Genomic DNA, 22,076 nt, shown 5'->3' on the forward strand with positions numbered 1-22,076 from the left:
AATGACTAAAATAGCCTGGCAGAACACAAAACACATTGTTGTCCTTGGTCTTGGAAAGACCGGGGTGTCTGTGCTGCGCTATTTGCAACATAAACGGCAGCAGGATAAGAAGTTCGCTGAGGTTCAAATTCAGGTTTTTGATTCGTGTGAAAACCCTCCGGGTCTGGAAGAAGCGAAACAAATATTGGGCGATACCGAACTGCTTAATCGGCATTGGGAATTAGAAGACACCCTGGCGGCCGACTTAATCGTTGCCAGTCCGGGCATCGATTTACGTGAAGACTCAATAGTTCTGGCGCGTGATGCAGAGATTCCAATTGTTGGTGACGTTGAGCTGTTCGCACAAGAATCAACATTGCCGATAGTGGCGGTAACCGGCTCTAATGGAAAATCCACAGTAACTCGCATGGTCGAGTTCATTGCTGAACACTGTGGCAAGAAAGTGGCAGCCGCTGGTAATATCGGGGTACCAGTACTCGATTTGCTGCTGGAGGATCAACAGCCCGATGCTGTGATACTCGAACTTTCCAGTTTTCAGCTGGAGTCAATTTCCAGCTTAAAGCTTAAAGCCGCAGCGCTTATGAATATCAGCGCTGACCATATGGATCGCTACTGCACTCTGGACGAATATGTAAAAACCAAACAACGTATTTTTACTCATGCCGAAACCTGGATACTGAATCGTCAGCAGCAGGATACCTGGCCACATCCGGTTACCGGAAAGTTAATGACCTTCGGTAACGACTCGCACCCCAAACACTTTGGCTTGCTGTCTGGAAATATCGACCGTGTTAGTGGACCGGTTGCCGTGACTTTCGGTGGCAGTGTCGTACTGCGGGCAGATCAATTGCAACTGCAGGGCATTCATAACCTGGTGAATGTGCAGGCAGCCCTGGCTTTGTGTCAGGCAATAGATATTGATATTGAAGCCGCGGTTAGCGCCGTAAAAGAGTTTAAAGGCCTGGCGCATCGCTGTGAGTTAGTCAGTAACAACAATGGCGTGTTTTGGGTTAATGATTCAAAAGCGACAAATATTGGTGCGACCGCCGCAGCGGTTGAGGGCCTGAGGCCAACGATAAACGGGCGTTTACTGCTAATAGCGGGTGGCGTCGGCAAAGGTGCAGATTTCCGCGAACTGCAATCGACTTTGGAACGGGTTGATATTTTACTAACAATAGGTGAGGACGGCCCCCGCATTGGTCAGTTGTTTAACGGTTCACGGCAGGTAAATAGTTTACAGCAGGCTGTGGAGCTGGCGGCATCTTTAGTGCAAACCGGCGACATGGTGCTGTTATCGCCTGCGTGTGCAAGCTTTGACCAATTTCAAAATTTTGAACATCGGGGCGACAGTTTCCGTCATGCAGTGGAGGCGCTTGATGTCGACAGTGCGTGAAGAACAGTTGAATCTTGAGATACCGACCTCTGACGTTGGTAGTCGTTGGCAGAAGCTGATTAACTGGTTTCAACCAAAAACCAGTCAGCCACTTTACGACCGTATGCTGTTTACCCTGGCAATGGCGTTACTGGCCTTTGGCTTCGTTATGGTCACGTCTGCGTCCTTGCCTACGGCAGAGCGTTTAACGGGTAATCCGTTCCATTTTGCCATTCGTCACGGCATTTATATCCTGATTAGTTTAGCCGTTATGTTGGCAACTTTACGGGTACCGGCTAATAGCTGGAATCAACAGAGCGGTAAGCTGTTATTGCTCGGGTTGATTATGCTGCTAATGGTTTTAGTTGCGGGGTATGAAGTTAACGGTGCACAGCGCTGGATTAAAATCGGTCCAATTACTTTTCAGGCGGCAGAGGTTGCTAAACTTTTCTTCTGTATTTACATGGCCAGTTATTTGTCCCGCCGGGAAGACGAAGTTAGAGAAGCGACTAAAGGCTTTATCAAACCTCTGGCGCTATTGTTTATTGCCGCTGTGCTTCTATTAATGCAACCGGATTTCGGAACGGTGGTTGTCATGTCGGCAACCACCGTGGCCATGCTGTTTTTAGCTGGCGCGAGGCTATGGCAGTTTTTTGCGGTATTCATTACCTGCGTGCTGGCACTAATTTTACTGATCATCGTTGAGCCATACCGAATGCAACGACTGCTCACTTTTCTGGAACCGGAGAAAGATCCGTTCGGTGCTGGTTATCAGTTAATGCAGTCACTTATTGCCTTTGGTCAGGGCCAATTCAGTGGTGTCGGTTTGGGGAATAGCATTCAAAAATTACAGTATCTGCCGGAAGCGCATACAGACTTTATTATGGCGGTTGTTGCCGAGGAACTGGGCTTCCTTGGCGTGCTGGCGGTTATTGCAACCGTATTAATGCTGGTATGGCGAGCCTTAATTATTGGCCGCCGCTGCTTAATGCGTGAACAACGTTACGGTGGTTATCTGGCCTACGGTATTGGTATTTGGTTTAGTATCCAGGCTTTCGTGAATATCGGTGTTGCGTCCGGAGCACTACCAACCAAAGGGTTGACGTTGCCGTTGGTAAGCTACGGTGGTAACAGCCTGATAATCTCGGCTCTGGCCGTTGGGTTGCTGTTACGCATAGACCATGAACGTCGAATGCTGGGTCGCAAAGTGGCACCGCGCGGAGGTGCCGAATGAATAAAGTCTTAATAGCAGCAGCAGGCACCGGCGGTCATATTTTTCCGGCGTTAGCGGTGGCGGAGCAGCTGCGCGACAACGGCTGGCAAGTTGACTGGCTGGGTACGCAGGAAGGTCGGTTAGAAAGCCGGGTAATTCCGGCCGCGAACTTTCCTTTACACAGCATTAGCATGACCGGGGTTCGCGGTCATGGGCTGAAGAGAAAGCTGTTTATGCCACTGACTTTGGCGAAAGCGGTTTTACAGTGTCGGCGTTTACTGAAGACGCTGCAGCCACAGGTAGTGGCAACCTTTGGTGGTTATGTCTGCGCCCCAATGGGGTTAGCCGCCAAACTGCTGGGCATTCCCTTAGTGGTGCACGAACAAAATGCCATACCGGGCATGACCACCCGGTTGTTAGCTCCCAGAGCAAACAAAGTTATGTTGGGGCTGCCGGTTGCCCTCCCGCAGTGGCAGCAGTATCCGGTTGTTGGCAATCCACTGCGCAAGGGGTTATTGGCACAAGCGGCTGAACAGACAGAAAGTTCAAAAGCAGACGGTGTCTTGAATATATTGGTGGTCGGCGGAAGTTTAGGTGCGCAGGTATTGAACGAAGCGGTGCCGGAAGCCGTCAAAACATTAGAAGGTGTCGAACTGAACGTGGTTCATCAGTGTGGTGCTGAACGCGGAGCGGCAACTGAGAAGGCTTATCAGGGTACGTCGGTGCTTAAAACGCTTAAAGTTACCGAATTTATTGAAGATATGGGCGACGCTTTTAAAAGTGCTGATTTGGTTATTTGCCGCGCTGGCGCATTAACCGTATCGGAGTTGGCGGTAATGGGTGTCGCGTCCATTCTGGTGCCATTGCCACACGCTGTGGATGATCACCAAACCGCTAATGCAAAGGTTTTAGAAAGCCATGGTGCGGCAGTTTTATTGCCGCAAACTGAAGTAATGGAAGGCGCATTGAAACGACAGTTAAAACGTTTATTGCATGACAGACAACAACTGTGGACAATGGCGCGTTTCGCTCGCCAGTGTGCGATGCCAGAGGCAACGCAACGACTGGTGAATGAATGTATGGAATATAAAAAGAGCGATGACTAGCATGACCGCAACCAACGCACAGCCATTTACTATTGTGAACGTCCCGGAAATGCGCCGGGTACAGCGAATACATTTCGTTGGTATCGGTGGTGCGGGTATGGCCGGTATTGCAGAAGTTCTGTTAAACCAGGGCTATCAAATTTCGGGTTCAGATATTGCCGAAAACGCCAATACCGATCGTTTGCGTTGCCTTGGAGCGACAGTGGTTCTGGGGCATATGGCGAATAACATCGAAGGTGCCAGTGTGGTCGTGGTATCCAGTGCGATAAAGACAGATAACGCTGAGCTGGTTGCAGCACACCAGTTGCGTGTACCTGTGGTGCGTCGTGCAGAGATGCTGGCCGAGCTTATGCGCTTCCGTCACGGTATTGCGGTAGCCGGTACGCACGGTAAAACCACAACCACGTCATTGGTTGCGAGTATTTTTGCCGAAGCGGATCGCGATCCAACTTTTGTGATAGGCGGCTTGCTCAATAGTGCCGGCTCGAATGCTCGCTTAGGTAACAGTAAGTACCTCATTGCTGAAGCCGATGAAAGCGATGCATCGTTTCTGCATTTGCAGCCAATGGTTGCCATAGTCACGAATATCGAAGCGGACCATATGGACACCTACGAAGGTGATTTCAATAAGTTATTGGACACCTACGTTGAATTTTTGCATAACCTGCCATTTTACGGTTTAGCGGTTATGTGTGTCGATGACCCGGTAGTGGCCGATCTAATACCGCGACTCGGGCGTCAGACAATGACTTACGGTTTCAGCGAAGCTGCTGATGTACGGGCAATAAATTATAAGCAGACCGCCAGTGAGAGCTGCTTTACCATTTTACGTAAAGGGCTGAAACCACTGGACGTGTGCCTGAACCTGCCGGGCAAGCATAATGTATTGAATGCTCTGGCCGCAGTAGCTGTAGCAACAGATGAAGGAATTAACGACGAAGCCATTAAGTCAGCATTGAATAAATTTGAAGGTATCGGCCGTCGTTTTCAGCATTACGGGAACTTTGTCATCTCAGATAAAGACACGAACAAAGAGCCGGGCGAAGTCATGCTGGTGGATGATTATGGTCACCACCCTTCAGAAGTTGCTGCCACGATTCAGGCCGCGCGGGAAGGCTGGCCGGAACGCCGTCTGGTAATGGCATTTCAACCGCACCGTTACTCACGTACACGGGACTTATACGAAGATTTCGTTAACGTGCTGTCGCAGGTTGACGTATTGCTGATGCTGGAAGTTTACAGTGCCGGGGAGACGCCGGTAAGCGGTGCTGACAGTCGTTCATTATGTCGTTCCATACGCCAGCGCGGACAGATAGATCCTGTTTATGTGGCAACCGTGGATGACATGCCCGAAGTGCTTGAGTCGGTTTTGGCACCGGGAGATTTGCTGTTAACTCAGGGCGCTGGAAATATTGGCGCCTTGGCCAAGCGAATTGCAACTGAGGTGTTGAGTCATGAAAGCTAATGCCTTTGGTAAAGTGGCTGTCATGCTGGGCGGTACGTCGGCTGAGCGCGATGTTTCGTTGAAATCCGGAATGGCGGTATTAAAAGGCCTGGTTGCAAAAGGCACCGATGCACACGCATTCGACCCGGCAGCGCATAGTTTGCAGGAGCTTGTGGAGCAAAAGTTTGACCGCGTGTTTATCGCTTTACATGGCCGCGGCGGTGAAGATGGCAGCATGCAGGGTGCATTGCAAATACTGGAAATGCCATACACCGGCAGTGATGTTCTGGGCTGTGCACTGGGTATGGATAAAGTGCGCTGTAAACAAATTTGGCATTCACTGGGTCTGCCAACCGCCAATTGGCGGGTGGTAACGCAAGCTGAAATAGAGCAAGTGAATGTGGAAGCCATGTTGCAGGAGCTCGGTGGCCGGGTGATTGTAAAACCAGCACGTGAAGGCTCTTCTATCGGTATGAGCATTGCCGATAACGGGCGAAGCCTGGCTTTAGCGTTGCAGCATGCGGCACAGTTTGATGATGACCTTTTAGTCGAACAGTGGGTTGAAGGTGCGGAATATACTATTGGCATATTAGAAGGTAAGGCATTACCGGTTATTCGACTGCAAACGCCACATGAGTTTTACGATTTTGAAGCCAAGTATCAGGCAAACGATACCCAGTATCATTGTCCTGCAGGACTAAATGACGATGACGAAGCAAGTTTGCGAACGTTGGCTGAACGTGCTTTCGCAGCCATAGGAGGCAACGGCTGGGGGCGTATTGATGTAATGCGCAACAACGCGGGTGAGTGGTTCTTATTAGAGGCCAATACGGTACCGGGAATGACAGAGAAAAGTCTGGTTCCTATGGCAGCAAAAGTTGCAGGTTTACAATTTAATGACTTAGTGGAGCGCATTTTAGCGCAAACGCTGGAGCGCTAACGATGGCCGCTGAACAGCGCCTGCGCTCAGTCAACTTTTGGTCAGGTGTGGTGGTGTTATGCCTGACTATTGCGGGGGCACTGGTTGGTATCTATCAGTTAAACGAAGTGCTGACAGACGAGCAACAAGTACCGCTGTCTGAACTCAGTGTTCAAGGCGATTTGCACTACACCGCAAGTGAAGGGATAAGACGGGCACTGACTGCGGAGCCGTTAGGAAGCTTTTTCACGGCAAATGTGGATGATTTAAGAGGGCGGGTAGAGCAGCTACCCTGGGTGCAAAAGGTTTCTATTCGAAAGGTTTGGCCGGATAAACTATCGGTTTATGTGACAGAGCACAAACCTGTTGCCATGTGGAACGGCGATAGGCTTATCAATCAGCATCAGGACGTTTTTCGGGCTGATATAACGAGGGTAGAGAGCAGTTTGCCACAGTTGTTCGGTCCGGAGAATGCGGTTAAAGAGACCTGGAAAGAGTTTCACCGGGTGCAGCAAATGCTCGAAGTTAATGGCTTTCAGATAAAAGCGTTGAGATTAACGGAACGCTTTGCGGTCAACGTCGTTCTGGCACAGGGAATTGAAATTAAATTGGGGCGGGAAGCCACACTAGAAAGAATTAAGCGGTTTATCGATGTGTTTCCCAGCATCGTTGAGCACGAAAAAAGTAAAAACAACGAAATCGATACTGTGGATTTACGATACGACACCGGGGCCGCAGTGGCCTGGCGTGAAGCAAAAAGTGAGAGTTAGACGGTTATGTCAAAAACATCGGAACACAATATGGTTGTAGGTCTGGATATAGGCACCAGCAAAGTGACAGCGCTTATTGGCGAGTTGCTGCCTGATAATGAGATCAGCGTTGTCGGTGTTGGTACAGCGACCTCGCGTGGCATGGACAAAGGCGGTGTGAATGACCTTAACCTGGTTGTTCAATCAGTTCAGCGCGCTGTTGATGAAGCTGAACTTATGGCTGACTGTCGTGTGGCCTCGGTGTATCTGAACATTTCCGGGCGCCATATTTCCTGTCAGAACGAAAGTGGCATGGTACCGATTAACGACGCTGAAGTGACTCAGGACGATGTCGACAGCGTGATTCACGCAGCACAGTCAGTGCCTATTGCAAAAGAGCGTCGTATTTTACACGTCTTGCCACAAGAGTACGTCATCGACTCACAGGAGAGCATTCGCAGCCCAATTGGCATGTCGGGTGTTCGCATGGAGTCCAAAGTGCACATTATTACCTGTGCAAACGATATGGCGAAAAACATTATAAAAGCGGTTGAGCGTTGCGGGCTGTCGGTGGATAAGCTGATTTTTTCAGCGTTAGCGTCCAGCATCTCAGTATTAACCGATGACGAAAAAGATTTAGGCGTGGCGCTGGTCGATTTAGGTGGCGGTACCATTGATATTTGCCTATACGCGGGCGGTGTATTGCGTCATACCGCGGTCATTCCGGCGGCGGGTAATCAGGTTACCAGTGACATAGCGAAAATATTCCGTACGCCGACCAACCACGCGGAAGAAATTAAGACCAAGCATGCGTGTGCACTGCGACAAATGGTCAGCATGGAAGACACTATTGAGGTACCTTCGGTGGGGGGGCGCCCGTCGCGAGTCATGTCGCGTCATACGCTGGCCGAAGTCGTTGAGCCGCGTTATCAGGAATTGCTTGAGCTGGTCAGGGACGAAATTCAGCAAAGTGGTTTAGACGAACAGATTGCTGCCGGGGTGGTGATTACTGGCGGTAGCGCAAAAATGGAAGGCTGCGTCGATTTTGCCGAAGAAATTTTTCAAATGCCGGTTCGTATCGGCGTTCCTCGGGCCATGAAAGGCCTGCGGGATTACGTCGAAGATCCGGTTTATGCCACAGCGGTGGGACTGTTACGGTATGGGCAGGAAGATGCCGCTGTGTCACAAAAAGAAAGCTCTAAAACTGACGTGATCGGACTCTGGCAAAAAGTGCAGAGTTGGTTCAAAGGTGAGTTTTAACTTGGGGTAGCACGTTAAAAGCAGGTAGGGAGAATTATTATGTTCGAACTGATGGACAATTATGAAAGCGAAGCCGTCATTAAGGTGATTGGCGTCGGTGGTGGCGGCGGAAACGCTGTCCAGCACATGGTAAAAGAATCAATTGAAGGTGTGCAGTTTATTGCAGCCAATACTGATGCGCAGGCTCTGCGTAATCATACGGCAGATGTCACCATTCAATTAGGGCAGGACATCACGAAAGGCCTTGGCGCTGGCGCTAATCCTGAAGTGGGTCGTCAGTCGGCAGAAGAGGACCGTGAGAACATCAAAGTCCACCTAGAAGGTGCCGATATGGTGTTTATTGCAGCTGGCATGGGCGGCGGGACCGGAACCGGTGCAGCACCTGTTGTTGCAGAGGTTGCCAAAGAACTGGGTATTCTTACGGTTGCCGTTGTAACAAAGCCTTTCCCGTTTGAAGGGAAAAAGCGCATGGCCGTAGCCGACGAAGGTATTAACGCACTGGCACAGAGTGTCGACTCGTTAATTACCATACCAAACGAGAAGTTGCTTAAGGTTATGGGTCGTGGAACCAGCTTGCTGGATGCCTTTAGCGCAGCAAACAACGTGTTGTTGGGTGCGGTTCAAGGTATTGCAGAGCTGATTACTCGTCCGGGTCTTATCAATGTTGACTTTGCTGACGTTCGTGCGGTTATGAAAGAAATGGGTACTGCAATGATGGGTACCGGTGTTGCCAGCGGTGAAGACCGTGCGCAGGAAGCGGCAGAAATGGCCATCAACAGCCCGTTACTGGAAGACATCGACTTGTCTGGTGCTCGTGGTGTTCTGATTAACGTGACCGCCGGCATGGACATGAGTATTGAAGAACTGGACACCGTTGGTAATACGGTTAAAGCCTTTGCTTCCGATAACGCAACAGTGATCGTGGGTACGGTTATCGATACTGAAATGTCTGATGAGCTGCGCGTAACGGTTGTCGCTACAGGTATTGGCGCTGAACGTAAGCCCGATATCTCTTTGGTGAATAATACGAACCAGACAGCGCCTAAGCGTGAACCGCAACCGGCTTATCGGAGTAATGATATAGACCGCGGCGCGGCAGCACCTCGTTATGAGGAGCAGGAAGAGCTGCAAGCGGAAGCAAAAGCGGAACCAAAACGTCAGCCCGCTGCCAAAGCTAAACAGGATAAAGAACTCGATTACCTGGATATTCCGGCTTTCTTGCGAAAACAGGTCGACTAAATTGACGTAATGCTTGATAAGTCTGCGTAAAATTTGATCGAACCATGACAAATGTCGTATAATATGCGGCCGCTTTGGCTTTCGCCATGGCGAACCGAATATAAAGGTAGGTGAGCAAGTACCATGATTAAGCAACGTACATTACAGCAAGCGATATCAACCACAGGTGTTGGGCTGCACAAAGGCAATAAAGTAAACCTTACTTTACGCCCTGCGCCGGCCAATACTGGTTTGATATTCCGTCGTGTGGACCTTGACCCTGTGGTGGATATTCCAGCACGGGCCGACTGGGTGCGTGATACGCAGCTGTGTACCTGTCTTATCAATGAGGAAAACGTTCGCGTTTCTACCGTCGAGCATTTGCTCGCTGCGCTGGCCGGCGTTGGAATTGATAATGCGATTATCGAAGTCGATTCGCATGAAATTCCAATTATGGACGGCAGCTCGCACCCGTTTGTTTACCTGCTACAAAGCGCGGGCATTGAAGAGCAGTCAGCAGCGAAAAAGTTCATCCGGATCAAACAGCCGGTACGTGTCGAAGACGGTGATAAGTGGGCGGAACTGCTACCCCACGATGGTTTCCGTATCGACTTTGCTATCGACTTTGAACACCCGGCTATCGCAGACACAGGGCAGACCGTTAGTATCGATTTTAGCGCGAATGCTTTTATCAAAGAAATTAGTCGTGCCCGTACCTTTGGCTTTATGAAAGACATTGAGTATTTACGGGAAAACAATCTGGCATTAGGCGGCAGTTTTGATAACGCCGTGGTGCTGGACGAATTCCGCATTCTGAATAGTGACGGCTTACGTTACGATGACGAATTCGTAAAACACAAAATGTTGGACGCTATTGGTGATTTGTACATGGGGGGCCACAGTATTTTAGGTCACTTGCGTGCTTACAAGTCAGGGCATGCGCTGAATAATCAGTTATTACAGGCATTATTAGCGCAACAGTCAGCATGGGAATTTGTGACCTTTGACGAAGAGCAGGCTACGGCACCTATCGCTTTTTGGTCACCAGCAACAACAACAGCTTAACCTTTATCGTTGGCGGTAAATTTTGCCGCCAACGCTTTTAATTCCGACTTCAACGGCTCATCACATCCCTCAGCCATTGTCAGTAGCCGCTCTGCGCTGCTCGAATCTTTCTGATTTTTAATATTTTTCTCAAAACTGTTCATTGACGGAGACACCTTAATTGAAAGGCTCTGTACCGGGACCGTCGCATTATTGCGAAAATGCGTTATAATGGCTGCTTGCTGAAGTTTTAGCCTGGTTGCCCAGCTACCGTTATCCACCTGAATGATCATTTGACCATCGCGGATATTCAGTAATTGGCAGTGTTGACTGGTGTTTTTATCAACGGATTGCTGAAACAATTGTTGCCAATGCGAAAGTTGGGCGGCAAACTGTGCATAATGTCGTAATGTTGACGACAAGGTTTTTTGACCTGAACGAAGCCATTCTGATGGTGTTTTCGGGTGTCGTGACATAATTGCGTAGTAGGCAAATATTAAGAGAGTTCAGATGAGTTTATCAGTCTTTTATCGAGGCTCCAAAATACGTTTTCGTATTCGGTTAAGTCGACGTCGATTTTTTTCCTTTGTCGGCATTGCAGCCTTTATTGGCCTTGCTACCTGGCAGCCATGGCAGTATCAGGGGATTGATCCTGCGGTGGCACAGAACAAAATTACGGAAGAGCAGAAAAAGCTTGTTTTACAAGAGCAGGCACTAAAAGGGTTAAAAGAAGACACTCAAAAGCGCTTGGGTGCCATGACGGTTTACCTGGGTGAATTAAGGGCTCAAATGCGTCGTCTGGACGCCTTGGGTGAGCGTTTAGCCGGCGTTGCTAATCTGGACAACGGTGAGTTTAGCTTTAATCAGGAACTTCCTATTGGTGGACCAGAACTAGAAGTTGCTGAACTTCCTCACAGTTCTGGTACCGATGTCCTTACTGAAATTGAAGATATGTTGTCGCAGATCTCTGACAAACAAAAACAGCTATCGCTACTTGAATCTGTGATGATGAATCACCAACTTAATAATGATGCATATATTGCAGGTCGCCCAATCTCAGACGGTTGGTTGTCTTCGCAGTATGGTGTTCGTAAAGATCCTTTCAATGGCACGCCCGCTATGCATAAAGGGTTAGATTTTGCCAGTTATAACGAAGACGTTAAGGTTATTGCTACCGGAGCCGGTGTTGTTACCTGGGCCGGCGACAGATACGGTTACGGTACTTTAGTCGAAATTGACCACGGTGGTGGCTTAAAAACCCGTTATGGTCACAACGACGAATTAACAGTTTCAGTAGGGGATGTTGTTACCCGCGGCCAGCAAATTGCGAAAATGGGCAGCAGTGGTCGGTCGACCGGACCGCATGTTCATTACGAAGTTTTGCGCAACGGCCGTCAAATTGACCCTAATCAGTTTGTGTATCGTAAAGCTGACTCAAAATAACTCGGTAATTTAATTAGAACGTAGGCGGTGCTTTAAGTACCGCTTTTGTTGTTCAGGAAAGTAACACAGGATAAATCAATCTCATGCTAGGCAGTCTGTTTCGAAAAGTATTTGGTAGTCGCAACGATCGCATTCTCAAAACTATGAAGAAAGACGTTGAGCGAATTAATTTGCTGGAACCCGAGTTCGAAGCGTTAAGTGATGCCGAGCTAAAAGAGAAAACCACGGAATTTCGTAAGCGCCTGAACGGCGGTGAGCAAATAGAGAAAATTTTACCCGAAGCCTTTGCTACGGTTCGTGAAGCCAGCAAGCGGGTTTTCGGTATGCGTCACTTCGACGTACAGCTGATTGGCGGTATGGTATTGAACGATAACCGTATTGCAGAAATGAAAACGGGTGAAGGTAAAACGCTGACAGCGACTTTGCCCGCTTATTTGAATGCCCTACCGGGTAAAGGCGTTCACATTATTACAGTGAACGATTATCTTGCCAAGCGAGACGCTGAATTCAACCAGCCACTATTCGACTTTCTTGGGTTGAGCGTTGCGTTCAACATTCCGGGTATGGCGCCTGAAGATAAAAAAGCGGCTTATCAGGCCGATATTACGTACGGCACCAATAACGAGTTTGGTTTTGATTACCTGCGCGACAATATGGCCTTTGCACCACAGGACAGAGTCCAGCGCGAATTAAACTACGCTTTGGTCGATGAAGTCGACTCAATTCTGATTGATGAAGCCCGTACGCCGCTGATTATTTCCGGTCCGGCTGAAGACAGTTCAGAAATGTACCGTAAAATGAACGAGCTGGTTCCACACTTAGTTCGTCAGGAAAAAGAAGACACTGAAGAAGAACAAGGTGACGGCGATTTTACTATTGATGAAAAAGCCAAGCAGCTGCATCTTACCGAACATGGTCAGGAACACATTGAAGAGCTACTGAAAGAGAAAGGCATGTTGGAAGCGGATGATTCGCTTTACTCTGCCGGCAACATCAGTTTATTGCACCATATCAATGCTGCTTTACGAGCTCATCATCTATTTCAAAAGGATGTGGATTACATCATCAAAGACGAAAAGGTTGTCATTGTTGATGAACACACCGGACGGACAATGGAAGGCCGTCGTTGGTCTGAAGGTCTGCACCAGGCGGTAGAAGCCAAAGAAGGCGTACCAATTCAGAACGAAAATCAGACTTTGGCCTCTATTACCTTCCAGAATTATTTCCGTCTATACAACAAGCTTGCGGGTATGACCGGTACAGCCGATACTGAAGCTTTCGAGTTCCAGTCTATTTATGGTCTGGAAACCATTGTACTGCCAACCAATAAACCAATGGTTCGTGATGACAGGGCCGACCTGATTTATCTGACGACACTGGAAAAATACGAAGCTATAGCTGAGGACATTGAAGAGTGTCGTAAGCAAAAGCGCCCGGTGTTGGTGGGTACGGTTTCTATTGAAAACTCTGAGCTTTTGTCACAGCTGCTGAAGAAAAAGAAAATTCCTCATGCGGTATTGAACGCTAAATTCCACGAACACGAAGCCGACATTATCGCTCAGGCAGGCCGTCCGGGAACAGTGACCATTGCGACCAACATGGCCGGTCGTGGTACCGATATCGTTCTGGGCGGAAGCTGGATGGCAGAAGTTGAAAAGCTGGAAGAGCCATCTAACGAAAAAATTGAAAAAATAAAGCAAGGCTGGCAAAAACTTCACGACGCGGTGATTGAAGCTGGCGGCTTGCACATTATTGGTACCGAACGCCATGAGTCGCGTCGTATCGACAATCAGTTACGCGGTCGTTCTGGTCGTCAGGGTGACCCGGGTTCATCGCGTTTCTATCTCTCGCTGGAAGATCCACTTATGCGGATTTTCGCTTCAGACCGTATTGGAACCATGATGAAGCGTCTGGGGATGAAGGAAGGCGAAGCCATTGAACACCCCTGGGTAACGCGAGCTATTGAAAACGCGCAACGCAAGGTGGAAGGACGTAACTTCGACGTACGTAAACAACTGCTTGAGTACGACGACGTAGCCAACGATCAGCGTAGTGTTGTCTATGACCAGCGTAATGAATTGCTGGATGAAGGTGATATCTCTGAAACCATCGTTGCGATACGTGAAGACGTTATCAATTCTGTGATCAGTGAGTACGTTCCGCCTCAGTCTCTGGCTGAGCTCTGGGACTTGAAAGGTTTAGAAGAGCGTCTGCGTGGTGATTTCCATTTAGAGCTGCCATTGCAGCAATGGCTGGACGAAGAAGAGCATTTCCACGAGGAAGTGTTGCGCGAGCGAGTACTGGAGCAGCTGGTTAAAGCTTACCAGGAGAAAGAAGAGGTGGTAGGGCCGGAAGTTCTGCGGCGCTTTGAAAAATCCATTATGTTGCAGAGCCTTGACCAACACTGGAAAGAACATTTAGCGGCAATGGACCATCTGCGTCAGGGGATTCACCTGCGTGGTTATGCTCAGAAGAACCCGAAACAAGAATACAAAAAAGAGGCCTTTGCGCTCTTTACCGAGATGCTGGAAGCCCTGAAGCTCGACGTTGTGACTATTCTGAGCAAGGTTAAAGTACGTGCTCAGGAAGATGTCGATGCAGTGGACGAGCAACGTAAGGCTGCCGATAGCGCGCCACGTGAGTTCCGTCATGAGCAAAGTGGCCCGGCAGCTGAAGAGCCTCAGAAAAGCTCTGATAGTGCTCAGGGACAACCGGTTCGTAAAGGCGCAAAAGTGGGCCGTAACGAACCATGCCCTTGTGGCTCAGGTAAAAAATACAAACATTGTCACGGTAAACTATAGGTTTTTATGGAAACCCAAAAATCGCCTGCTGTCCACGTGGCAGTCGGCGTGATTGAAAATGAGCAGGGCGAAATTTTTATCGCCCAACGTCACCCTGAACAACATCAGGGTGATAAGTGGGAGTTCCCCGGCGGTAAAGTCGAAGCTGGCGAGAATGTCCAACAAGCGTTGCAGCGCGAACTAAAAGAAGAGTGCGGTATTGATGTGACCGATATGGCACCGTTAACCGTCATAGAGCATCAGTACAAAGACAAGCGAGTTTTACTCGATGTCTGGTGGGTGCTTTCTTACGGCGGTGAAGCGCGTCAGTTAGAAGGTCAGGACTGGTGTTGGGTTGATAAAAACCAGCTGGATGCATTCCAGTTTCCGGAAGCTAATCAGCCCATTGTCGAATGCATTATGCAGTCATTAAACGCTTATTAATACAGCAACTCATATTCTAATAGCGATTACCTGAACTAATAGTCCTGCTCGTCACCGTTATAGTCGTCGTTAGCTATGACAACGGGTTCGCCCGGAATGCTTTTTTCTTCGTTTGCCCATTCACCTAAATCAATAAGCTTGCATCGCTCACTGCAAAAAGGTCTGGCAGGGGATTTTTCTGACCATTCCACCTGAGTCTGGCAGGTTGGGCAGTTAACACTAATGCTCATGGACTACACCTTGCGAGTTCAAATTCAATATCGTGCAGGGATGTTTCTTTGTTCTCCCCCGGTAAGGGCATGAATCGTACCGTAAATCGTTGCCGATGCCCACTGATGACAGGATAAATCTTCGCCGAGCGGGGGACTCTAATTCGCAGCATGGCAAGTAACTGCTCTGAACTTTCCTGCAGGAAACCATTTTGCAATTGTATTGGCGCAAAAACGGATTGCTCGCGTAATAAGGTGAGTTTTAAAGTAATAGCCAGTTCGACAAAAGCCAGTGTCTGACTCCAGCTTTCGCATTGTTGCTGCTTCTCTTCAGCAGACTGACTTAACCATAAATGTAACTGCGGTAATTCAAATAAGCCGCTCATGCCAGGTTGGCTGAACCGTTGGCGTATACTTGCCAGCAGCGCATCGTCTTTGAGCTGGCGTAAGTACTTTGGAATATCCTGCAGCGTGCTGAGGCAATGCTCAATTTCATTAATGGTTCTTCGCAATGCGTCGCGGTCAACGTCGGGGTGTTCTTCCCATTTCTGTAAACGCTGTTTGTCGAGCTCTAAATCTTTCGTCAGTTCGGTACGAATGTCACAGCGCTCAAGTAGTTCGGTGACAGCAAACAGGGCATTAAAAAAGGGCTCAGCCTGTTCATCAAAACAGGTTCGGCTTGCTTTTAACTGTTCGAAGCCATGCTCTAAACGCAAATAAGTTCGCATACGCTCCTGAAGCGGATATTCATAGAGAATGTTGTCGTTATCAGTAGATGTCATGCGATTGCCGATTGTTGAACTCTGTTGCTATGATAGCGGATTACTTTTCCTGTGCAATGGTTGCCGCAAGATAGCGCTGATGCAGTTGGTTAATTTGCTGACGTAAGTCATCGATACTGCCCTCGTTATTCAGAATATCGTCCGCCTTACGACGTCGTGTTTCACGGCTCAGTTGAGCTTTCATTATTGCCTCAATTTCCTCTTTTGGACTCTCGTCGCGCTGAACGGTTCTTTGCAGTTGCAATTCTTCCGGAATATCTACCACTAATACCCGCTGGCAGTACTTATCTAAATTATTTTCCAGTAGTAGCGGCGCTGATAAAATTACATAGGGCGAGCTAGCCTGCTCCAGTTGAACCAGAATTTCCTCTCGTATGGCTGGGTGCAACAAGCTGTTCAACCAGTCTTTTTCTGCGGGGGCAGAGAATATTTTTTGGCGTAGAGCTTTGCGGTCAAGCTCCCCTTTATCCGTTAGCAGATCGCGACCAAAGTGCTCTGCAATAGCTTGCAGGCATGGACTGCCCGGCATCACCACCTGACGGGAGACAATATCAGCATCGACCACGGTTATACCCAGCCTTTCAAACTCCGCTGTGGCTGCCGACTTTCCGCTACCAATTCCTCCGGTTACACCCACTACGTAGGTCATTTTTAAACGCCTCCTAACCAATGCCAGTAACTGAACAACAGCTCCATACCATAAAAGTAACTCAGCAGGCCTCCGCCGATTAGAAAAGGCCCAAAGGGGATAGGTTGTGAGCGGCTTTGCCGGCGCAACATAATCAGACCTATTACGGCTCCGCAAACCGAGCTGGCAAGAATAGTGACTGGCAACAGAGTCGCGCCGGTAAATGCGGTAATAGCCGCCAGCAGCTTAAAGTCGCCATAGCCCATACCTTCTTTGCCAGTGATGAGCTTATAGGCCCAGAACACGCTCCAAAGACTAAGATAACCCGCTACAGCACCAATAATTGCGGAGGCCGGAGTTATGTCACTTAAGTCAGAGATAGACCAGAGCAAAGCGACCCAGAGTAAAGGGTAAGTGAGCTGATCGGGCAGTAACTGATGACGCCAGTCGATAACGAACAGGCAAATCAATAACGAACAGACCGTAGCATACACCAGCGCCGGTAGCGTGAACCCGAAATGCCAGCCTATCAGACCGAAAGCCGCGCAACTGATAATTTCAACCAGCCAGTAGGTAACCGGAATGGGGGTTTGGCAATGGCGGCAGCGAGCGTGCAAAACCAGATAGCTCAACAGCGGAATATTATCGTACCAGGCAATAGAGGTCTTGCACTCAGGGCAATGTGACCCCGGAAACGCGATGGAAAAGCGGTCCTGCTCGGTAACCGGCGTACCGTTCATTTCGGCACATTCATGTTGCCACTGGCGTTCCAGTTGTATTGGCAGTCGGGTGATCACTACGTTCAGGAAGCTACCGATAACGGCGCCCAGCGCCAGCGCGACCACCAGCGTTGGTAATGACTCGGCAGCAAGCAAGTATTCCATACTTCTATTCCTTAGTTATTGAAACTGCTGCCCCATAGAAAACAGCGGTAAATACATAGCGATCAAAAGAGTACCTATAATGCCGCCTAAAACGACCATCAGCAAGGGCTCTGCCAGCGCAACCAGGCGCTCACAGTTTTCCTCAAAACGTTGTCGCTTGAAATTGGCAAGTGCGGCGAAGGCGTTATCGATTTTACCATTTTGCTCGCCAACTTTAAGAAAACTGAGAGTGCGGGGTTCGTTCAGCGTACTGGAGCGGAAGCTGTCGACCCAACCATTACCGGACTCTAGCTGTTTATGAATGTGACGCAAAGCTGCCTTATGGGGTAACCAGCTCAAAGATGACTCGGTGCTGAGAATAGCTTGCCGGGTTTCAATACCAGCTCGCAAAGCTACCGCGAGCCGGTGAAACAGTTGTTGCAGTCTAATATCCTGAAGTAATTGCCCAATAACGGGTAATTGCGCTAGTGTTCGTTGAAAGAACAGGGGAGCTTTGCTTTTAACGGCAAAAAGAGTAACTGCCGCAACGAATATCGCACTGAAAATGACAACTGCCTGCTCTTTCAAAAGTGCTGATGAATTCAATAAAACAGCGGTTAGCCATGGGAGTTCGCCTTCACCAAAGAGTTCAGCAAAGGCTGGCAAAACCCAGCCCATCATCATGAAGCAAACACCAGCAGCCACTATTAATACAATGACGGGATAACGCAGTGCTTTGGTTAATTGCTTTCTCAGTTGATGCTGGCGTTTTTCCAGTTCTTGTAACTGCTGTAACGCATCGGCAAGCTGTCCGTTTTGTTCGGCCCAGGCTATGGCGTCAATGTCAGCTTTGGGAAGCCAGTTTTCGTAATAGTCCAAATTGCGACTGAACGAGAAGCCGTGCTCAATATTGCGAATACAATCTTCAATTAACCAGCGCAGGCTTCTGGACTTAGTTTCGCAAATACTGTGCCTCAGAGCTTCTGAAAGTGGCAGTCCGCTCTCCAGTAAACTGGCGGTTTGTTGCAGCAAGGTGTACCAGAGCGATAATTTAGGTTTATTCAGTTTTCTCTGGCGCTTAGATAAGCGTTTTATTTTTGTACAACGGATATGATGTTGCGATAGCAACTGTTTAGCCTGCAAAAGTGAGTCTGCATGAACCAGCCCGGACGCCTTATCAGCCTGCCACTGCCAGCAGTAATTAAGCGTTTTCATAACTGAGTCGCTCCTTTTCTGCAGGGCTGATTAAGCCGCTATCGATATAATGCTGTAGCGCTTGCGAAAAGTCGGGAAGGTTGAACTGGCTAAGATAATGACGCAAATCGTCAATGGAGGCTCGTGAGCTGGTTAATGTCTCAATTAGCCTTTCTGCTGTATCTAACCAGGGCACAATCTCAAACACTGCCTGCCGCTTTTTCTCGGTTCTGTTGTAGCTTTCGGCTACCGGCAGTAAGCGTTGGCTGACGATAAGCTTTAATGAGCTGCGAATATCCAGCGGGTTAACGCCCAGGGAGTGCAAACGCTTTAACGTATCCAGGCAGCTGTTGGTGTGCAATGAACTAAGAACTAAATGCCCCGTTTGCGCTGCCTGAACTGCAATTTTAGCTGTCTCTGCATCGCGGATTTCACCAATAAGGATGACATCGGGGTCTTGCCGGAGGAGGGCGCGGAGAATTGATGCGAAGGTCAGCCCCTGGCGCGCATTGACCATCACCTGACTGCAGCCCGGCAGCGGGACCTCTACCGGATCTTCAACACTGCAAACGTTGCTGCGCTCAGTATCCAGCTGACTAATTGCGCTGTACAACGTGGAAGTTTTACCGCTACCGGTTGGGCCGGTCACCAGAATTAAGCCTTGCTTCTGACCTAAACAGCGGGCAAACCAACGATACTGTTGTTCCAGCAGCCCAGTTTGCTGTAAGGGGGGAATGTTGCGTGTGGGCTGTAAGCACCGCAGCACCAGTTTTTCTCCACCGATAACCGGACAGCAGTTTAATCTGAATTCCAGTTGCATATTATCACCGGATTGCACCGACAAGCGTCCGTCCTGAGGCTGACGTTGCTCGGTTAAGTCAAGGTTGGCCTGCACTTTAATGCGCGAATAAATCTGCTGTGCGAACTCTCGCGGAATAAAATCTAAACGGCGCAGCTGTCCGGCTTCGCGGCCTCTGACAACAACACCTTGATTCAGAGGTTGCAGATGCAGGTCAGATAACCCTCTCTCTGAGCAATAGAGCAGCAGTTGATTAACGTACTCGATAGCCGAGTCCTTTGGCAGTTGAATACCGGGTCGCTTGCCTTTGCCACGAATCAGCAATACTTTTTTATCACTGTAAAAGCTGAGCAATACCTCGTCGACCGGTGCAAATCCGGGTTGTTGTACTAAAATGAGCCATGTTTTCCCCTGAGCAAACAGCAGCAAACCATGTTGCTGCAGAAAAGGGTCGTGCTCATTCTCCGACGAACTCATCTGCCCGGGCAGGTGGGTGAGTGAACAACAGGCGAAATCAGTCATTAGTAGCTTACCTGCTGTTCACAGTTTTGCACCACTGAGCGCATTTCGCTGTAATCGGAACAGGAAACGCTCCAGTCTAAATGCGTATTCGTGGCGTTGGGTGTCAGTTCAATTTGCAGTGGCTGATTGTTAATACTCACCGAGTTAAGAGTTAAGCGCACCGCGGCTGATTCGGTCAGACTGAGATCACTGAGCTCATCGGGTAAAGGTGACGATAAGCCGGGAATGCCTTTATTTCCGGCCTGATTGCATTGGTTTAACTGCCCCTCAATTTGCCAGCATAAAGCGATACCCAACTGTAACGGCTGAGCATGGGCTAAGGCTTTACTGACTTTGGCCTGCTGGGTGTAATAGGTGTACGACGGAACGGCAATGGCCGAGAGGATGGCAATGATGGCCACCACGACCATCATCTCAATAAGACTAAAACCCTTACCTGGAAAACGAAGAACGGATAAACGACGAACGGGCAAACGGTGAAAATGTACTTCCTGCATAATTCAGCTCCCTGTTTAAGAACAGCAGAACTGTGGTTCACCCGAGCGAATTAGTAAATTCTATTTTTCTGTAAGTTATTGGCTATCTATGATCATTTTTTAGCTATCTTCTGAAATTCTCATTGATAAATCAATTGCCTGGACGTTCTTTGTCAAAGCGCCGGAGGAGATAAAATCAACGCCGGTGGCAGCCAGTTCCGGCAAACGCTCATCGGTGATATTACCCGAGACTTCCAGTTGCGCGTTGTGCCCGGCATTATCATGGTTTTGCTGTACCACCTGCTGAATGTCTTCAATACTGAAGTTATCCAGCATAATGACGTCGGCTCCGGCCTTCAGGGCCTGTGCGAATTCATCCAAACTCTCAACTTCAACTTCCACCGTTTTACCCGGGTTCAGGCGTCTTGCTGTAGCTACAGCCTGAGCAATGCCACCACAGGCAAAAATGTGATTTTCTTTAATTAGGTAAGCATCAAATAAACCAATGCGGTGGTTCACACCGCCACCGCAGCGCACCGCGTATTTCTGTGCTAAACGCATACCAGGCAGGGTTTTTCGGGTGTCCAGTAGTTTCGTTTTATAACCGTCGAGCAATTTGCTGTAGTGATAAGTGGTGGTCGCGGTAGCAGATAGCGTCTGTAAAAAGTTAAGTGCCGTGCGTTCACCGGTCAGCAAAATACGGCTGGGGCCCTTTAAGCGGCACAGCTCCGTATTGGCTTTTACCTTATCGCCGTCTTTGACCAGCCATTCAATTTCCACCTGATTTCCCATTTGGCGAAACACCTGTTCAACCCAGGCACAACCACAAATGACAGCGTCTTCACGGGTAATAATGCTGGCACGGGACTGGCTTTGTTCCGGGATCAGTTGCGCAGTAATATCTAAACGGGCATCTTCGCCGAATAAATCTTCTTTCAATGCGGCGCGCACACCGTCCTGAATAGCAAGTTGCAGCTCGGGCTGGCTCATAGATGGCTTTACCTTTTAACAGACAATACGGATACTAGGGGGCAAACTTTACCGTTTTGTTGAGCCTGTGAAAAGCGACCCGATAAAAAATCATAAAATAACGACTGCGGCGCAGCATCCGTCCCCGCATTACGATGAGCGCCCACAAAGCGCTGAAGTCAGTCTGCTGGTCATTCACTGTATTAGCCTGCCGGAAGGGCAATATGGTACACCTTATATTCGCCAGTTGTTTATGGGCGACCTGGAACCCGATGCGCACCCGGACTTTGCTATCCTGAAAGGGCTGAGGGTGTCGGCCCATTGTGTGATCCGCCGGGACGGTACGCTGGAGCAATACGTGCCTTTTGATAAACGTGCCTGGCACGCCGGTATGTCCCGTTATTGCGGGCGCAGACGATGCAACGATTTCAGTATAGGTATTGAACTCGAAGGAACCGACCACAGTGCTTATACTCAAGAGCAATACGAACAATTAATTGCAGTCACTAAGGCGTTAATCGGTACTTATCCCAATCTAAACCGCCGGCGTATTGTCGGCCATCAGGATATCGCCCCGGGTCGTAAAACGGACCCGGGCAGTGAATTTGACTGGCAAACCTATTTAAATGCCTTATAAGGAGT

General features: G+C 49.0%; 22 protein-coding genes. 13 read left to right on the top strand and 9 right to left on the bottom strand.

From position 1 onward, the window contains the following. The first annotated feature begins 1 nt into the window (after position 1). From murD to lpxC, 9 genes are all read left to right on the top strand, one after another. A complete protein-coding gene (gene murD / locus Q5L94_RS07705; RefSeq protein ID WP_317497859.1) occupies positions 2 to 1,393 on the top strand; it encodes a UDP-N-acetylmuramoyl-L-alanine--D-glutamate ligase in 1,392 nt (463 codons plus the stop codon). Beyond that, positions 1,377 to 2,606 (top strand): putative lipid II flippase FtsW, encoded by a 1,230-nt coding sequence (gene ftsW, locus Q5L94_RS07710; RefSeq protein WP_317497860.1) that lies wholly within the window; start codon positions 1,377 to 1,379, stop codon positions 2,604 to 2,606. Before murD ends, ftsW begins: the two co-directional genes overlap by 17 nt. Next, complete coding sequence (gene murG, locus Q5L94_RS07715; RefSeq protein WP_317497861.1) at positions 2,603 to 3,691, top strand: undecaprenyldiphospho-muramoylpentapeptide beta-N-acetylglucosaminyltransferase; 1,089 nt, start codon at positions 2,603 to 2,605, stop codon at positions 3,689 to 3,691. Before ftsW ends, murG begins: the two co-directional genes overlap by 4 nt. After that, the gene (gene murC / locus Q5L94_RS07720; RefSeq protein ID WP_317498021.1) at positions 3,684 to 5,156 is read left to right on the top strand and encodes a UDP-N-acetylmuramate--L-alanine ligase; all 1,473 of its coding nucleotides are present in this window, start codon (positions 3,684 to 3,686) and stop codon (positions 5,154 to 5,156) included. The genes murG and murC overlap by 8 nt, the downstream gene beginning before the upstream one ends. Next, complete coding sequence (locus Q5L94_RS07725; RefSeq protein WP_317497862.1) at positions 5,146 to 6,075, top strand: D-alanine--D-alanine ligase; 930 nt, start codon at positions 5,146 to 5,148, stop codon at positions 6,073 to 6,075. The genes murC and Q5L94_RS07725 overlap by 11 nt, the downstream gene beginning before the upstream one ends. 2 nt (positions 6,076 to 6,077) lie before the next feature. Continuing rightward, a complete protein-coding gene (locus tag Q5L94_RS07730; RefSeq protein ID WP_317497863.1) occupies positions 6,078 to 6,824 on the top strand; it encodes a cell division protein FtsQ/DivIB in 747 nt (248 codons plus the stop codon). Between the two features lie 6 nt (positions 6,825 to 6,830). After that, entirely contained in the window at positions 6,831 to 8,063 is a 1,233-nt protein-coding gene (gene ftsA, locus Q5L94_RS07735) for a cell division protein FtsA (RefSeq protein ID WP_317497864.1), read from the top strand. A 39-nt stretch (positions 8,064 to 8,102) separates the two neighbouring features. Further along, a complete protein-coding gene (gene ftsZ / locus Q5L94_RS07740; RefSeq protein WP_317497865.1) occupies positions 8,103 to 9,302 on the top strand; it encodes a cell division protein FtsZ in 1,200 nt (399 codons plus the stop codon). A gap of 123 nt (positions 9,303 to 9,425) precedes the next feature. Next, entirely contained in the window at positions 9,426 to 10,346 is a 921-nt protein-coding gene (lpxC, locus tag Q5L94_RS07745; RefSeq protein ID WP_011233703.1) for a UDP-3-O-acyl-N-acetylglucosamine deacetylase, read from the top strand. Here lpxC and Q5L94_RS07750 read toward each other — a convergent pair. Further along, a complete protein-coding gene (locus tag Q5L94_RS07750; RefSeq protein WP_317497866.1) occupies positions 10,343 to 10,747 on the bottom strand; it encodes a DUF721 domain-containing protein in 405 nt (134 codons plus the stop codon). The two genes, lpxC and Q5L94_RS07750, sit on opposite strands and share 4 nt — an antisense overlap. An 88-nt stretch (positions 10,748 to 10,835) precedes the next feature. Here Q5L94_RS07750 and Q5L94_RS07755 point away from each other — a divergent pair, with 88 nt between their 5' ends. The 3 genes from Q5L94_RS07755 (at position 10,836) to mutT (ending at position 14,992) form a co-directional block, all read left to right on the top strand. Then, a complete protein-coding gene (locus Q5L94_RS07755) occupies positions 10,836 to 11,768 on the top strand; it encodes a peptidoglycan DD-metalloendopeptidase family protein (RefSeq protein ID WP_317497867.1) in 933 nt (310 codons plus the stop codon). A gap of 83 nt (positions 11,769 to 11,851) precedes the next feature. Beyond that, positions 11,852 to 14,569, top strand: coding sequence for a preprotein translocase subunit SecA (gene secA, locus Q5L94_RS07760; RefSeq protein ID WP_317497868.1), 2,718 nt, complete (start codon positions 11,852 to 11,854; stop codon positions 14,567 to 14,569). A gap of 6 nt (positions 14,570 to 14,575) precedes the next feature. Beyond that, positions 14,576 to 14,992: an 8-oxo-dGTP diphosphatase MutT gene (gene mutT / locus Q5L94_RS07765; RefSeq protein ID WP_317497869.1), complete on the top strand. Its 417-nt coding sequence runs from the start codon at positions 14,576 to 14,578 to the stop codon at positions 14,990 to 14,992. A gap of 35 nt (positions 14,993 to 15,027) precedes the next feature. Here mutT and yacG read toward each other — a convergent pair whose 3' ends face one another. The 8 genes from yacG to nadC all read right to left on the bottom strand — a co-directional run bounded on the left by yacG (position 15,028) and on the right by nadC (position 21,455). Beyond that, a complete protein-coding gene (gene yacG / locus Q5L94_RS07770; protein ID WP_317497870.1) occupies positions 15,028 to 15,222 on the bottom strand; it encodes a DNA gyrase inhibitor YacG in 195 nt (64 codons plus the stop codon). Further along, entirely contained in the window at positions 15,219 to 15,983 is a 765-nt protein-coding gene (gene zapD / locus Q5L94_RS07775; RefSeq protein ID WP_317497871.1) for a cell division protein ZapD, read from the bottom strand. Before zapD ends, yacG begins: the two co-directional genes overlap by 4 nt. A gap of 40 nt (positions 15,984 to 16,023) precedes the next feature. After that, entirely contained in the window at positions 16,024 to 16,632 is a 609-nt protein-coding gene (coaE, locus tag Q5L94_RS07780) for a dephospho-CoA kinase (RefSeq protein ID WP_317497872.1), read from the bottom strand. A 2-nt stretch (positions 16,633 to 16,634) separates the two neighbouring features. Then, positions 16,635 to 17,495: an A24 family peptidase gene (locus Q5L94_RS07785; RefSeq protein ID WP_317497873.1), complete on the bottom strand. Its 861-nt coding sequence runs from the start codon at positions 17,493 to 17,495 to the stop codon at positions 16,635 to 16,637. 15 nt (positions 17,496 to 17,510) lie between these two features. Further along, a complete protein-coding gene (locus Q5L94_RS07790) occupies positions 17,511 to 18,689 on the bottom strand; it encodes a type II secretion system F family protein (RefSeq protein WP_317497874.1) in 1,179 nt (392 codons plus the stop codon). Then, positions 18,676 to 19,989 carry a GspE/PulE family protein gene (locus Q5L94_RS07795; RefSeq protein WP_317497875.1) on the bottom strand — a complete coding sequence of 438 codons (1,314 nt, stop codon included), beginning with the start codon at positions 19,987 to 19,989 and terminating at the stop codon, positions 18,676 to 18,678. Before Q5L94_RS07795 ends, Q5L94_RS07790 begins: the two co-directional genes overlap by 14 nt. Then, positions 19,989 to 20,486 (bottom strand): prepilin-type N-terminal cleavage/methylation domain-containing protein, encoded by a 498-nt coding sequence (locus tag Q5L94_RS07800; protein ID WP_317497876.1) that lies wholly within the window; start codon positions 20,484 to 20,486, stop codon positions 19,989 to 19,991. Before Q5L94_RS07800 ends, Q5L94_RS07795 begins: the two co-directional genes overlap by 1 nt. A 99-nt stretch (positions 20,487 to 20,585) precedes the next feature. Beyond that, complete coding sequence (nadC, locus tag Q5L94_RS07805) at positions 20,586 to 21,455, bottom strand: carboxylating nicotinate-nucleotide diphosphorylase (RefSeq protein WP_317497877.1); 870 nt, start codon at positions 21,453 to 21,455, stop codon at positions 20,586 to 20,588. A 67-nt stretch (positions 21,456 to 21,522) separates the two neighbouring features. On the opposite strand from nadC, the gene ampD reads away from it, so the two are divergent. Further along, positions 21,523 to 22,071 (top strand): 1,6-anhydro-N-acetylmuramyl-L-alanine amidase AmpD, encoded by a 549-nt coding sequence (gene ampD / locus Q5L94_RS07810; RefSeq protein WP_317497878.1) that lies wholly within the window; start codon positions 21,523 to 21,525, stop codon positions 22,069 to 22,071. Positions 22,072 to 22,076 lie beyond the last annotated feature (5 nt).

Origin of the sequence: Idiomarina sp. Sol25 (genome assembly GCF_033052775.1) — a bacterium.
GTDB lineage: Bacteria > Pseudomonadota > Gammaproteobacteria > Enterobacterales > Alteromonadaceae > Idiomarina.